Source organism: Methylobacterium sp. Leaf465, assembly GCF_001424705.1.
In the GTDB taxonomy this organism is placed as follows: domain Bacteria; phylum Pseudomonadota; class Alphaproteobacteria; order Rhizobiales; family Beijerinckiaceae; genus Methylobacterium.
Map to the genome: position 1 here is coordinate 18,613 of NZ_LMRA01000016.1, position 14,069 is coordinate 32,681.

A 14,069-nucleotide genomic window follows, 5' to 3' on the forward strand; every position below is an offset into this window, starting at 1 on the left:
GGCGCCGCCCCGCTTCGGGCGCGGCGCGCTCAGAACCGGTAGCCGAGGCCGGCGCCCACCATGAGCATGTCCAGGTCGGCCGCCACCCGCACGCCGCCGATCGTGTAGGATTGACGCGGCACGAAGAGGTACTTCACCGCAACGTTCCCGAACCAGTTGCCGCCGAGGTGATAGTCGAAGCCGGCCTGGAGCACGGGGCTGGCCAGCGACCCGAGCGTGAAATCGGGGATCCCCCGCGCCGGGTCGATCGCGATGGGCGTGGTCACGGCGAGGCCGACCCCGAGATAGGGATTGAGACGCGCCCCGGGCAGGAGGTGATACTGGAGGGTCGCCATGGCGGCGGCGTTCCAGACCGATCCGATCGCGACGTCGCCCACCAGCGAGTTCCGGATCTTCGGGCGGGTCCGGATCGGGCCCGCCTGTCCCTCGATGGCGATGTGATCCGTCAGGAAGTACGAGACGTCGCCGTCCGGCAGCAGGGCGGTGGGCGTCTTGCTCTGTCCGCCGATCACGGCGATGTGGGTGCTCTGCTCCGTGGGGATGGTGCCCATGATGCGGCCGCGCACGAGCCAGTCCCCGGCCCGCAAGCCGCGATCGACGCCGACGGGCTCCACCGCCCGTGCGAGGCCCGCTCCGTCCGCGAGGACGACGGCCAGGAGCGAACCGAGGGACGAGGCGAGCTTCGACATGGGACGTGCTTTCGGAGAGGCCGGACCGCGCGACGCGCTCGGGCGCCGGGGCCCGGGCGGCAGGCCGCCGGGACGGGGCTCGCGCGGCGCACCCGGTCGCGGGGCTGTCCCGGAAAGCTAGGCGGATCGACTGAAGATACTCTTAAGCATGCCCTTTGCCGTGTCCTTAATCTTGCAGATTTACAGTATTGCAGGACGATTTTCGCGGATATGTATTTGATATAGTGGTGCAAGTGCAATAAATATACCTGATCGTCGTCCCTGGGCATTGGTTGCGTATTCGTATCTTATGAAATGATAAATCTCGTGGCAGCCTCCACAGATGCCGTGATTGTTGTGACGGTGGTGGCGCTGTGTCTGGAGACGGAGTTCTGTGATGCTTGATCTCCACACCCTTCACTTTGCCAGTGCTGCCAGCCGATGTGCCTACGTCGTCGTCTTTCTCGTCATGGCCCTCAGCCAGCGGCAGCAGACCTTTCTCTGGCAATGGATGGGCGCCATGGGGACGTCGATGGTGGGATCGCTCATCATGATGCACGTCCCGTCGTCCGACGCGCCGCCGGTCTGGATCGCGATGGTCGTCTACTGGCTCTACGCCGGGAGTCTCGTCCTGTGCTGGACGGGCCTGCGCAGCTTCTTCGGCCGCCCCGTGCGGATCGATCTCGGGATCTGTCTCACCGCCCTCCCGGGTCTCCTCTATCCGCTCCTGCTCTCGGCCGGTGTCGCCAACCGCCTGGCGGTCGCGGCCGTGTTCCTCTGCTGCCTCGGGGTCGCCCTCCTGGCCGCCCGCGAGACCGTCCGCCTGTCGCCGGGCGTCGAACGCCTGTGGTCGCAATCCATCGTGACCGTGGCGTTCGGATCCTATGTGCTGGTCTTCCTCGTCTCGATCGGGGTCCTCGTCGGCACCGACTGGCCGACGGCCTCGGCGGAGACCGAGCGCAACTCCATGATCCTGGATCAGGTCATGGGGGTCCTGGCCTATTTCGGCTACATCGCGATGGCCGCCGAGCGCGCCAACCGGACGCTCCTGCGCTTGGCCGAGACGGATCCGCTCACCGGGCTCTCCAACCGCCGCGGCCTGCAGAAGCAGCTGCGCCGCCGCCTTCCGGCCCCGGGCCGGCAGGCGCTGGGCGGGGTCCTGATCCTGGACATCGACCACTTCAAGTCCATCAACGACCGCTACGGCCACGAGAGCGGGGACGCCATCCTGGCGACGTTCGCGGCCCGCGTGCGGGCAACGCTCCGGGCCACGGACCTGATCGCCCGCTGGGGCGGCGAGGAGTTCCTCATCGTTCTTCCGGGCGCCGGTCCGCAGGAACTCCTGCCCGTGGCCGAACGCGTGCGGGCGGCCGTCGCCGAGGAGCCGTTTCCGCATCGGTCCGGGGCCCTGACGGTCACGGTGAGCATCGGAGCCGCCATGATGGGGCTGGACGCGGCGAGCTTCGAGGAGGCGACGCGGCAGGCCGACGCCGCCCTCTACCGGGCGAAGGCCCAGGGGCGGAACCGCGTCTGCTGCGAGCCGAAGGCGGCTCCGACGCCCGGCGCAGTGGGGGGCGCAGTCGGGGGTGGCCTCGGGCAGGCCCGTGCCCTGCCGCTCGCCGATCCGACGCCGCTCGACCCCCCGGTGGTGGACCTGCCGGTCAACGTGCCGGTCGCCGATCTGCCGCACGCCGATCTGCGCCTGGCTTAGGGCGTCCCGGACCTGCTCCGGCCCGAAGACCCCGTCAGGCCCGGCCCGCGTCCCGCAGGCTCGGGGGCCTGGGCCGGCGCCAGATCGCGCGTCCGAGGAGCAGTCCGAGGCGTCGGCAGAACAGCGCCAGACCCAGGCACCAGGCCAGCCCCGTCAGCAGGGCGCTGGCCAAGGCCGCGAGGCCGGCACCGAGGGCCAGGGCGCCGCGGCCGAGGAGCGCCAGGGTGGCGCGGGTGCGGGGGCCGAGGCGCTCGCTGAGGCGGACCGCGCGGGTGACGTCGCCGGGGTCCCGGGCGAGGCCGAGCACCTGCATCACCCCGCGCTGGCCGGTGCGGCGGCCGAGCACGAGGGCATCGCCAGCCAGGTTCGTCAGGCGCGCCACCGTGCCGGGCCGGATGGCGAGGCCGGCGGCGGCCCGCGCGCCGGCGACGTCCAGGCGGGCGGAGGCGGCGACCGCGCCGGCCACGGCCTCGCGATCGAGGCCGGCGCGGACCGTGCGGCCCAGGCTCGCGGCGAGTGCGGGCGAGAGCCGGCCGCCGCGCCGGGCCGCCTTCAGCACGGTCATGCCGGCCCGCCCGCCCGCGCCCGCCCCGGCCGTCCAGGTGGCGACGGTGAGCGGCAGGCCCACCAGCGCCATGCCGAGGAGGAGCGGGTCGTAGGGCTCGGCGCGGGCGTAGCGCCCGCCCTCGCGCAGGAGGTCGCGCAGGTCGCCGAGGCCGGTCACGTCGGCCGCGAGGGTGCCGACGAGACCCGCCGTCCCCTCCGCGGTGCCCGAGACCGCCCCGGCCGCGAAGTCCCGGGCGGCGCGGCTCATCCGGCCCTGCGCCAGGGCCTCCACGCGGCCCCGGCGGGCCGGATCGACGGGCAGGCCGCGGGTCTCGGCCAGCGCCAGGAAGCTCAGGGCGAGGTCCTCGTCCTCCGCCGCGACCGCGGCATCGAGCCCGGCCTCCAGGCGCTCCGGCGTGGCCGCGCGCTCCAGGCGGATCTCCGCCAGGGCGCCGGGATCGTCGGCCGCCGCGAGGAGGCGGCCCGCGCGCGCGGCGGGTACGAGCACCGGTGCCGCCGCGACCGCCAGGGTCACGCCGGCCGCCAGGAGGCCGATCCAGCCCGCGGCCGCGGAGAACCAGGCCGCACCGCCGCGCAGGCGCATCCGCGTCATGTCCGATCCCGTGCCAATGGTCCGGGTGGAGATGGGGACGCGGCGGGGGACGCGCATCTCCGCCTCCGCCGTCAGGATGCCGCGACGCCGTAGCGCCGGTGCAGGCTGCTCGCGAAGCGGTCGGCGAACTTGGCCGTCGCCACCGGCAGGGTGCGGCCCCGCAGCTGCGCCAGGATCAGCGCCATCGGGGCGAGGTCCCGGGCGTCGATGGGGCGGGAGCGCAGGCGGGGATCTTCGGGGATGCCGCTCGGGACCTGCAGGCTGACCGCGTCCTCGCGCAGGACGAGGTTGCGCAGGAATTCCAGCGAGCTCGACTCGATGGCGGGCCTCAGCGGTGTGCCCCGGCGGCCCAGCGCGTCGTCGAAATGGTGGCGGATGGCGAGCGAGCGGTCCGGCAGGGCCATCGGGTGGGCGAGGCAGTCGCGCAGGCGCACCGGGCCGGTCTCTGCGGCCAGCGGGTGCTCGGCCCGCATCAGCGCGCACAGCGTCTGGCGGCAGGAGAACAGCACCTGCATGTCGGCCGAGGGCGGCGGCTGCAGCACCAGGGCGAGGTCGGCCTCGAACTGGGCCAGCGCCGCCACCGCCTGGACGTGATCGCGGACCTGCACGGTGAAGGTCACCTGCGGGAACTGCGCCCGGTAGGCCTCGACCTCGTCCGGCACCACGTGGTTGACGAAGGCCTGGCTGCAGGCCAGCGCCACGTGCCCGCGCCGGACCCCGGACAGGTCGGCGATCTGCGAGCGCACCCGCTCCAGGTCGGCGCGCTGGTCGCGGATGTGGCGCACCAGCAATTCGCCGGCCGCGTTGAGGCGCATGCCCTGGGCCACCCGCTCGAAGATCGGCGTGCCGAGCTCGTATTCGAGGTCCTGGATCTGCCGGGTCAGGGCGGAGGGCGTGATGTTGAGCCGCTCCGCCGCCCGGCGGATCGCGCCGTGGCGGGCCACCTCGGCCACGTAGGTGAGGATGCGTAGGTGCTTCATCGTGCGGGTCCGCTGGTCCCGCCCCTGTTGCCCGATCGGCAACGGGGCAGTCAAGAAACAGCACTCGCGTGCAACAGGCGATGACCCTAGCCTCGGTGGTCGAGACTTGCCGTCCGGAGCCCCGCCATGATCCGCCGTCGCACCCTCCTGGCCGGCCTCGGCGCCGGCCTCCTGGCCACGCCCCTCGGCCTTCCCCGTCCGGCCCGGGCGCAGGCCCCCACGGTGATCCGGATGGGCTCCCTGAAGCTGATCCACTCGATCGCGCCGCATTTCTACGAGTCGTTCACCCCGGCCGGATACAAGGTCGAGGTCGTGCCGTTCGAGAGCCCCACCGAGTGCAAGAACGCGGTGGTGACGAAGTCGGTGGATTTCGGGACCTTCGGCATCGCCGCCGGCACCCTGGGAGCGGCCGCCGGCGAGCCCCTCGTCATCATCGCCTCGACCTGCAACCGCGGCATGGCGATCATCGCCAGGAAGGATGCGGGCATCGCCGCCCTCAAGGACCTCAAGGGCAAGCGCGTCGCCCTGTGGCCCGGCTCGACCCAGGAGGTCTTCGCCCTGGAGCGCCTGCGCCAGGAGGGGATGAGCGTGAAGGACATCACGCCGGTGCGGATCTCGTTCTCGGAGATGCACATCGCCCTGGCGCGCGGCGACATCGACGCCTATGTGGGCGCCGAGCCGGCCCCGGGCGTGAGCCTCGCCAGCGGCGTCGGCAGCCTCGTCGAGTATCCCTACGGGACCGAGATGGGCGCCCTCAACATGGTGTTCGGCGCGCACGCCGACACCACGGCGCAGCGGCCCGAGATCGTCCGCACGATGCTGGAGATCCACCGCAAGGCCACGGAGTTCGCGCAGGGCAACCGCGAGGCGATGATCGCCATGGCGGTGGCCAAGCTCGGGCAGAAGCGGGAGGCGCTGGAACTCTCCGCCCCGAACGTCGAGCTGAAATGGAAGCTCGGTGAGACCGAGGTCGCCCAGGCCAAGGTCTATGCCGACCGCATGCTCGCCCTGAAGCAGATCAAGCGCCTGCCCGATTTTTCGACCTTCATCGACACCCGCTTCGTCGATGCCATGAGGGACGCGTGAGCGCCGCGCCGGCCGCCGTCGCGGCGTCCGTGCCGGCGGCCCCGCCCCGCCCGCGCGTCGCATGGCCCTGGGGGCGCCTGCGCGCGGCGGCCCTGGCCCTGGCGATCCCCGCCGGGCTCGCCGTCATCTGGCATCTCCTGACGACGGGGCGGCCCTACAGCCTGATCCCGCCGCCCGCGGAGGTCTGGACGGCGCTGGTCGACCTCGCCGTGGGGGGCATCAACGACGACGCCTTCAGCGCCACCCTGCTCACCCATCTCGGCGCCTCGCTGTCGCGGGTCTACGGGGGCTTCGCCCTCGCGGTGCTGTTCGCGCTCCCCCTCGGCCTCCTCATCGGGCGGGTGCCGCTGATGCGCCAGCTCCTCGACCCGACCTTCCAGATCCTGCGGCCGGTGCCGGTCACCGCCTGGCTGCCGCTGGCCATGATCCTGTTCGGCCTCGGGCCGCGCTCGGCCTACTTCCTCGTCTTCCTCGGGGCGTTCTACCCCATCCTGGTCAACACCATCTTCGGGGTGCGCTCGGTGGAGCCGCGCCTGTTCGAGGCGGCCAGCATGCTCGGCTGCCGGGGCTCGGCCCAGTTCGCCCGGGTGGTCCTGCCCGCCGCCCTGCCGTCGATCTTCACGGGCCTGCGCCTCGGTCTCGGCTTCGCCTGGGTGGTGATCGTGGTCGGCGAGATGACCGGCGTGCAGACGGGGCTCGGCGCCATCATCATGGAGGCGCGCCAGCTTTCCCGCACCGAGATCGTCATCTGCGGCATGATCGTCATCGGCGTTGCGGGCTTCCTGTCGGACCGGATCGTCATGCTGATCGGCCGCCGCCTCCTGGCCTGGAGTCCGTCTCATGGGTGATCCGACGCTTCCGATTCTCGAGATCCGCGACGTCGGCAAGACCTTCGCGGTCCAGGGCAGGACGGTGACCGCCCTGAAGGGGGCCAACCTCACGGTGACGCGGGGCGAGTTCGTCTGCCTGCTGGGCGCCTCGGGCTGCGGCAAGTCCACCCTGCTGCGCATCGCCGCCGGCTTCGAGGCGCCCTCCTCCGGCGAAGCGTGCATGTGGGGCAAGCCCATCGCCGGCCCCGACCCGTCGCGCGGCATGGTCTTCCAGGATTACGGCCTGTTCCCCTGGCTCTCGGTCCGCGACAACATCGGATTCGGTCCGAAATCCCGCGGGCGCCCTGCGCCTGAGATCCGCGACACGGTGGCCCGCTACATCGACCTCGTGGGCCTCGGCCCCTTTGCGGACGCGCATCCCCACCAGCTCTCGGGGGGCATGAAGCAGCGCGTCGCCATCGCCCGGGTGCTGGCCAACGAGGCGGAGGTGGTGCTGATGGACGAGCCCTTCGGGGCGCTCGACGCCATGACCCGCGAGCGCCTGCAGGACGAGCTCCTCGAGCTCTGGAGCCGCACGGGCCTGACCGTGCTGTTCGTCACCCATGCCATCGAGGAGGCGATCTTCCTCGCCGACCGCGTCGTGGTGATGTCGCCGAGCCCCGGCCGGATCGACGCCGTGCACGACATCGCCCTGCCCCGCCGCCGCGACGTCTCGAGCCCGGCCTTCAACGACATCCGCCGGATGCTCTCGGCCCAGCTCCACAGCCATCACGGCCGCGTCGCCGCGTGAGGCGCTGACGTCCGGAACGGGTCCCTCTCCCCCTCGAGGGGAAGGGGAACGGGCGGCGCCCGCCGCCCTCCACATGTCCAACCCCTGGTGCCGCGCCGAGCCCGCATGACCGAACCGGATTTGTCGGACTCCCGCCGCCCCGAGCGCCGCCTCGCCTACCGGGCCGCCATCGACCGGCCGCGCCTCGTCCTGCCGAAGGGCAAGCACGTGGCGATCTGGCCGGTGGTGAATGTCGAGCACTGGCTCATCGACAACCCGATGCCGCGCCAGATCCTGGTGGCGCCGACCGGCGCGACCCTCCTGCCCGACCTCGCCAACTGGGGCTGGCACGAATACGGGATGCGCGTCGGGTTCTGGCGCTTCCTCGCGGCGTTCCAGGCGCGCGGGGTCCGCCCGACCCTGTCGGTCAACGGCTCGGTCTGCGAGGCCTATCCCCGCGTGGCGCACGAAGCCCACGCCGCGGGCTGGGAGTTCATGGGCCACGGCTTCCACCAGGTCCCGACCCACCGCATCGCGGACGAGCCCGCGATGATCGCCCGGACCCTGGCGGCGATCCGCGCCGTGACGGGGACGAACCCGCGCGGCTGGCTCGGGCCCGGCCTGACCGAGACCCTCGACACCCCGGACCACCTCGCCGCCGCCGGTCTCGACTATGTGGGCGACTGGGTGGTGGACGACCGGCCCAGCCGCATCGCCACCGCGACGCGCCCGCTCATCGCCCTGCCCTACTCGGTGGAGCTGAACGACATCCCCCTGCTGGCGATCCAGCATCACCGTGCCGACGAGTTCGTGGCCCGGGCGCTGGCCCAGGTCGAGCGCCTCGCCGCGGAGGCGGCCGGCGACGGGCCGCTGGGCGGCGCCAAGGTGATGGGATTCGCCCTCCACCCCTACATCACCGGCGTCCCCCACCGCATCGGGCTGCTGGAGCGGCTCCTCGACGCGCTCCTCGCCCGCGACGACGTCTGGTTCGCCCAAGGGGGCGAACTCGTGGACTGGTATCGGGGAACCGGCGATGAGGCTTGAGACCGACGGGACGCCGCCGACGGACTGGCGGGACCTCGACCGCGCGGCCCTGAGCCGGGCCTACGACAATGCGGGGGCGGTCGCCGACAGCGCCGCCCGCCTCGCCGACTGGAGCGCGCGCAGCGCCGCCCTCCGGGCCCGCCCGGGCCACACCCTCGATCTCCCCTACGATCCGGGGCCGCCCCACGCTGCCGGCCCCCGGAATCGGATCGACCTGTTCGCCTGCGGACGGGCCGGCGCCCCGCTGCTGGCCTTCATCCATGGCGGCTACTGGCAGCGGAACGCGAAGGAAGGCTTCGCCTGTCTGGCCGAGGGGCCGCTCGCCCTCGGGCTCGACGTGGCCCTGATCGGCTACACCCTGGCGCCGGAGGCGTCGCTGACCCGGATCGCGGACGAGATCCGGGCGGCCCTGCACGCCCTGCGGGCGCACGATGCCGCCGTGGGCCTGGGGCGTCGGCGCCTCGTGGTTTCCGGCTGGTCGGCGGGCGGGCACCTCGCCGCCCTGGCGCTGGACGGGCCGGACGCCGATGCCGGCCTCGCGATCAGCGGGATCTACGATCTCGCGCCCATCCGGCGGACGTCCCTCGACGACGCGCTCCGGCTCACGCCCGGGGAGGTGGAGGCGCTGTCGCCGATCCGCCTGGCCCCCCGCCGCTTCGTCCCCCTGGTGGTCGCTTACGGGGCCGACGAACTGCCCGAACTTCGGCGCCAGTCGAAGGCCTACGCCGCGGCGCGCGCGGCGGTGGAGCCCGAGACCCGCTGCGTCGCGCTCGACGGCGCGGATCATTTCTCGATCCTCGAGGCCCTGGCGCATCCGGACGGGCGCCTGGCCCGCATCGCCGCCGCGTTGGGCCATTCCTGAGTCGTCCCGGACGCGAATCGCCCCGCCTCCGCCCGGTCGGCCCCTCCTCCGACCCGCCTCGGCTCAGGGCAGGCCACGCATCGTGAACAGCTGATCGTGAACCGCTGATCGTGAACCGCTCATGGAAAGTTAATGCACGGCCCCGTCGATGCGGCATAGCTTCGGCTTCGGACGCGCAGGCCCGCGCACTCACGCCCTTGGGACGACGGGGATGCGGTGCAGGTCCCGCCCGTCCGCATCCCGGATCACGAGATCCCAGGCGCCCTCGACATGGACCAGTTCGCCACCCCTGCGAAGTTCCTCGATGACCAGCGCGGCCTGGGCGATGGCCTCGGCGAGGTCGGCCGCTTCGGCGCCCCTCGCGTCGGTCATCGTGGTCCGGCCATCGGTGAGATCGAAATGGAAGCGCATCGGGGAAATGGCCCTCGGGACGCAGGGACGAGCATGGGCCTGTCGCCCCCGCTGACCTGCCGCCCGAACCGCCGCACGTCCGTTCCAGGCCGGAAGGGATCCAGGTCTCAGGGTACGGGCGACGGGCCAGTCAAAGGGAGGCCGTGGCGTGCTCAGTATCGGATATCGTTGCTCAATCCCGATTAACTTCAGGTAGAATTAAGCGCTTCATTCATCAAAGATGCAATTGGCGAATGGGATGCGCAATTGCGCTAGAAGCAGGTATTGACAATCGGTCTGGAATAATACTTTTTGTCTTTTGTGCACTGCAAAAATGCGTCGTGGCATTGAGGGGCGCTGCCGATGAGCGGGTTCGACGGATATCTTGCAGGTCCCGGAAGCGAGAGGGCAGGAACCGAGACCCTGCCGGACGAGCGGGTCCTGGCGCTCCGCGCCCATCTCCGGGCCGTCCTTCGAAGCCTGATGTCCGCGATCCAGCCGGCCTGCTGATCCCCCCGCCAGCGCACGGGCCATCCCCCGTTCAGGCGCAGCGGCCTTCGCGCAGGCCGGGGCCATCCGGCTTCCGGCGAGACGAACGCCTCGCGCCACGTTTTCCTTTTCTCGCCAGGCCTTACTTCTCGCGCCAAGCCTTACTTTTCTCACCAGGCCTTACTTTTCTCGCCAGGCCTTGGCGATCTGGTCGGTGAGCGGCTTGGTGAGGTAGCTGAGCACCGAGCGGTTGCCGAGCTGCATGAAGGTCTCGACCGGCATGCCCGGGACGAGGCGGGCGGTGCCGAGGCGCTCCTTCTGGTCCTCCGGCACGCGGATGCGGGCCGTGTAGTAGCTCATCCCGGTCTTCGGATCGGAGGTGACGTCGGCCGAGACCCGCGACACCACCCCGTCGATCTCCGGCGTGGTGCGCTGGTTGAAGGCCGAGAAGCGCAGCACCGCCGCCTGGTCGAGGCGGACATTGTCGATGTCCTGCGGCTGGATCTTCACCTCCACCGCGAGCTGGTCCGCCTCCGGCACGATCAGCATGGCGGGCTCGGAGGGCGTCACCAGGCCGCCGATCGTGTGCACCGTCATCTGGTGCACCGTGCCCGATTGCGGGGCGCGCATGTCGACACGCTTGAGCTGGTCCTCGGCGGCCACGCGCTTCTCGACGTATTCCGACCACTTGCCCCGGATCTCGGCGAGGTCCTTGCCGGTCTCGGTGCGCATGTCGCCGTCGATCTGAAGGATCTGCAGCTCGGTCTCGGCGATCTTGCCGCGGGCCGAGGCCGTCGAGGCGAGGAGCTGCCCGCGCTCGCCGTCGAGGCGCGCGGCGTCGCGCTCGAGGGCGTTGACCCGGGCCAGGGGCACCAGGTTCTTGGCGTAGAGCTCCCGCACGCCCTGCAACTCGCCGGTGATGAAGCCGACCTCGCGGGCCTTGGCCGCGACCTGCTCGGTCAGGCCCTTGATCTCCTCGCGCAGCTGCTGGACGCGCTCGCGCAGCTGCGCCTTCTGGCCCTCGCGGCCGGCCACGCGGGACCTGAACAGCCGGGTCTCGCCCTCGATCAGGTGGGCCACCGAGGGATCGCTGTCCTTGCGGGCCAGCAACTCGGGCGGGAAGGCGATGGTGGCGGCGCCGTCGCGCTCGGCCTCGTCGCGGGCGCGCCGGGCGGAGAGCTCGTCGAGGGCCTTCAGGATGATGTCGAGGTTGGCCCGGGTCTGGGTCTCGTCGAGACGGATCAGGATGTCGCCGGCCTTGACGCGCATGCCGTCGTGGACCCGCAGCTCGCCGACGACGCCGCCGGTGGGATGCTGCACCTTCTTCACGTCGGTTTCGACCACGAGCTGGCCCGGCGCGATCACGGCGCCGGAGATCTGGGTGAAGGTGGCCCAGCCGCCCACGCCCACCACCAGCACCGCGCCCAGGGCGAGGCCGAGGGCGAGGTGGCGGCGGATCGAGCCCTGCGCGGTGGGACGCGGGGGCGTGAGGGCGGGATGCAGGTCGACGGGGCTGAGGGCGACGGACATCATGCACTCTCCTGCAGGGCGCCGGGGCCGGCCTGCGTGTCCACGGGGCGGGCCTCCACGGGGACCGAGGCCGGACGCAGCACGCGCTTGAGGACCTCGTCCTTCGGCCCGAAGGCCTGGGCCCGGCCCTCCGCCATCATCAGGATGAGGTCGACCGCGCCGAGGGCGGACGGCCGGTGGGCGATGACGATGCAGATGCCGCCGCGGCGGCGCACCCCGATGATCGCCTGGGTCAGGGCGTTCTCGCCCTCCGCGTCGAGATTGGCGTTGGGCTCGTCGAGGATGACCAGGAAGGGATCGCCGTAGAGGGCCCGGGCCAGGCCGACGCGCTGGCGCTGGCCGGCGGAGAGGCCGGCACCGCCCTCGCCGATGCGGGTGTCGTAGCCCTCCGACAGGCGCAGGATCAGCTCGTGCACGCCGGCCGCGCGGGCGGCCGCGATCACGGCGTCGGAGGGGGCCTGCGGATCGAAGCGGGCGATGTTCTCCGCCACCGTGCCGGCGAACAGCTCCACCTCCTGGGGCAGGAAGCCGATATGGGGGCCGAGATCGTCGGCCGACCATTGGTCGAGGGCGGCGCCGTCGAGGCGCACCTTGCCGCGCACGGCCGGCCAGACCCCGACGAGGGCGCGCACCAGGCTCGACTTGCCCGAGGCCGAGGGGCCGATGACGCCAAGGCCCTGGCCGGCCTGGAGGGCGAAGCTGACGTCCTGGACCACGAGGCGGGGGGTTCCGGGCGGGGCGACGCTGACGCTCTCGACCTGAAGCGCGCGGGATGGCGCCGGGAGCGCGTGCGGCTGCGCGCCGGCGGGCATGCGGGCGAAGAGCTCGGAGAGGCGGGCCCAGGACTGGCGGGCCTGGACGAAGCTCTTCCAGTTGGCGATGGCGAGCTCCGCCGGGGCCAGGGCCCGGGCCACCAGGATCGAGGAGGCGATGATGATGCCGGCGGAGGCCAGACCGTTGATCACGAGGTAGGCGCCCAGCGCCAGCACCCCGGACTGCAGGGCGGTGCGGAACACCTTGGAGCCGGCGCCGTAGCCGCCGGCGATGTCGGAGGCGCGCTGCTGGGACTGCATGTAGTCGCGGTTGGCCAGGGCCCAGCGGGTGCCGAAGCGCCCCTGCATGCCCATGGCGGCCAAGACCTCGGCGTTGCGGCGGCCGGCCTCGGCCAGGCCGTTCCGACGCAGGCCGTGGGCGGTGGCGGTCTGGGCCGGATGCCGGGTCGCCCGGTCGGTGAGAAGGCCGAGGGTGGCGAGGACGGCCGCGCCCACGAGGGCGGCGACGCCGATCATGGGATGGAACAGGAAGCAGATCAGCAGATAGATCGGCATCCAGGGGAGATCGAAGAAGGCGGAGGGGCCCGAGCCGCCGAGGAAGGCGCGCAGCTGGTCGAGGTCGCGCAGGGGCAGGAGGCCGTCGCCGGGGGCGGCCCCCTTCAGGGGCGCGCGCACCACGATGTCGAAGACTCGCCCGCTCAGGGATTCGTCCAGGGCGGCACCGATGCGGGCCAGGATGCGCGAGCGCAGGGCTTCGAGAAGTCCCTGGAAGATGTAGAGCACGAAGGCCAGGATGCAGAGGCCGATCAGGGTCGGCACCGACCGGCTCGGGATCACCCGGTCGTAGACCTCGAGCATGAAGAACGAGCCGGTGAGATAGAGCACGTTCACGAGCCCGCTCATGGCGGCCACGCCGATAAAGGCCGTCCGGCACTGCGCCAGTGCCGAGGCCAGCTCGGCGGAATCCCGGGCCTGCGTCACGATCTGCTTCCTTCCCGGCGAGACCGGTGCGGCCCGCCCCTCTCCACAACTGTATTTTGAGCGAGCCACTTAGTCGTTGCAAGTGTCTCCGCGCGCTGATGCTCCCTCGTGCGCGCCCGTAATCAGTCGGGATTACATCTGATACCGAAGCGGAGCGCGCTGCGAGGTCGGAGCAAAGACGCCCCGCGACGCGGCCGCGGCGCATTCCATAGGCATGTGGCAATCGTGTGAAGATGCGGTGAATGCGCCCTCCGCCGAAATTGGGGCCGATCGGGGCCGCGGTGGCACAATCCGCCGTGGACAGGCCGAGACCGCCCCTCCCCCGCCGATCGGCACCGTGCGAGAGTACCGCCGGATAGGGGTGGGGGCGACGCATGGGGGCCCTGCGCGCCCGGCCCGGCGGTCGCCGGGGTGCCTTGCGCATGGGCGTCGTAAAAATGTGATGTTGGGTGTTGACGGCCCCGGCCAGCGCCCGTATACCCCGGCTCATCGGCGCCGGCCAACGGGTTTGGCGGCGCACCGACGCTTCTGCAGAGACTTTCGGATGGGGATCCGGCGATGAGCTGGATGATCAACTGTTTTTGTCTGTAGCGGCATTGGGACCGAACGGTTCGTGTTCGGTACAATGTTCTTTGACAAGTGAATCTGAGAAAGAGAAGCGTGGGCGGCGATTTTGCTCTTGCGGATCCTCTGTGAAGAGGATTGTGAGACGATTGCTGACACGTTTCGAGAGCTCACCGATATGGTTTGGAAACGCGCTGTATCGTTGTGTGCTTCCGTTATGATGTGATCAGCTA

Annotated in this window: 12 protein-coding genes; 6 read left to right on the forward strand and 6 right to left on the reverse strand. The window is 71.4% G+C overall.

Annotated features, from left to right (window positions below):
* Positions 1 to 29 precede the first annotated feature (29 nt).
* A complete protein-coding gene (locus tag ASG51_RS11795) occupies positions 30 to 689 on the reverse strand; it encodes an OmpW family outer membrane protein (RefSeq protein WP_056381000.1) in 660 nt (219 codons plus the stop codon).
* A gap of 376 nt (positions 690 to 1,065) precedes the next feature.
* Here ASG51_RS11795 and ASG51_RS11800 point away from each other — a divergent pair, with 376 nt between their 5' ends.
* Positions 1,066 to 2,379, forward strand: a complete 1,314-nt coding sequence (locus tag ASG51_RS11800) for a GGDEF domain-containing protein (protein ID WP_056276966.1) — start codon at positions 1,066 to 1,068, stop codon at positions 2,377 to 2,379.
* A gap of 34 nt (positions 2,380 to 2,413) precedes the next feature.
* Here ASG51_RS11800 and ASG51_RS11805 read toward each other — a convergent pair whose 3' ends face one another.
* A complete protein-coding gene (locus ASG51_RS11805; RefSeq protein WP_056381003.1) occupies positions 2,414 to 3,595 on the reverse strand; it encodes a hypothetical protein in 1,182 nt (393 codons plus the stop codon).
* Between the two features lie 14 nt (positions 3,596 to 3,609).
* Positions 3,610 to 4,518, reverse strand: a complete 909-nt coding sequence (locus ASG51_RS11810; protein WP_056381005.1) for a LysR family transcriptional regulator — start codon at positions 4,516 to 4,518, stop codon at positions 3,610 to 3,612.
* A gap of 126 nt (positions 4,519 to 4,644) precedes the next feature.
* On the opposite strand from ASG51_RS11810, the gene ASG51_RS11815 reads away from it, so the two are divergent.
* The 5 genes from ASG51_RS11815 to ASG51_RS11835 all read left to right on the forward strand — a co-directional run bounded on the left by ASG51_RS11815 (position 4,645) and on the right by ASG51_RS11835 (position 9,109).
* Positions 4,645 to 5,604, forward strand: coding sequence for an NrtA/SsuA/CpmA family ABC transporter substrate-binding protein (locus ASG51_RS11815; RefSeq protein WP_056276977.1), 960 nt, complete (start codon positions 4,645 to 4,647; stop codon positions 5,602 to 5,604).
* Positions 5,605 to 5,633: 29 nt separating this feature from the next.
* Positions 5,634 to 6,452 (forward strand): ABC transporter permease, encoded by an 819-nt coding sequence (locus ASG51_RS11820; RefSeq protein WP_244472580.1) that lies wholly within the window; start codon positions 5,634 to 5,636, stop codon positions 6,450 to 6,452.
* Entirely contained in the window at positions 6,445 to 7,224 is a 780-nt protein-coding gene (locus ASG51_RS11825; RefSeq protein WP_056221828.1) for an ABC transporter ATP-binding protein, read from the forward strand. The genes ASG51_RS11820 and ASG51_RS11825 overlap by 8 nt, the downstream gene beginning before the upstream one ends.
* Before the next feature lie 105 nt (positions 7,225 to 7,329).
* Complete coding sequence (locus ASG51_RS11830) at positions 7,330 to 8,247, forward strand: polysaccharide deacetylase family protein (RefSeq protein WP_056381008.1); 918 nt, start codon at positions 7,330 to 7,332, stop codon at positions 8,245 to 8,247.
* A complete protein-coding gene (locus tag ASG51_RS11835) occupies positions 8,237 to 9,109 on the forward strand; it encodes an alpha/beta hydrolase (protein WP_056381009.1) in 873 nt (290 codons plus the stop codon). The genes ASG51_RS11830 and ASG51_RS11835 overlap by 11 nt, the downstream gene beginning before the upstream one ends.
* Before the next feature lie 189 nt (positions 9,110 to 9,298).
* Here ASG51_RS11835 and ASG51_RS11840 read toward each other — a convergent pair whose 3' ends face one another.
* From ASG51_RS11840 to ASG51_RS11850, 3 genes are all read right to left on the reverse strand, one after another.
* Complete coding sequence (locus ASG51_RS11840; RefSeq protein WP_056381011.1) at positions 9,299 to 9,520, reverse strand: hypothetical protein; 222 nt, start codon at positions 9,518 to 9,520, stop codon at positions 9,299 to 9,301.
* A gap of 648 nt (positions 9,521 to 10,168) precedes the next feature.
* A complete protein-coding gene (locus ASG51_RS11845; protein ID WP_056381013.1) occupies positions 10,169 to 11,518 on the reverse strand; it encodes an HlyD family type I secretion periplasmic adaptor subunit in 1,350 nt (449 codons plus the stop codon).
* Entirely contained in the window at positions 11,518 to 13,272 is a 1,755-nt protein-coding gene (locus ASG51_RS11850; RefSeq protein WP_056381016.1) for a type I secretion system permease/ATPase, read from the reverse strand. The genes ASG51_RS11845 and ASG51_RS11850 overlap by 1 nt, the downstream gene beginning before the upstream one ends.
* Positions 13,273 to 14,069: the final 797 nt, after the last annotated feature.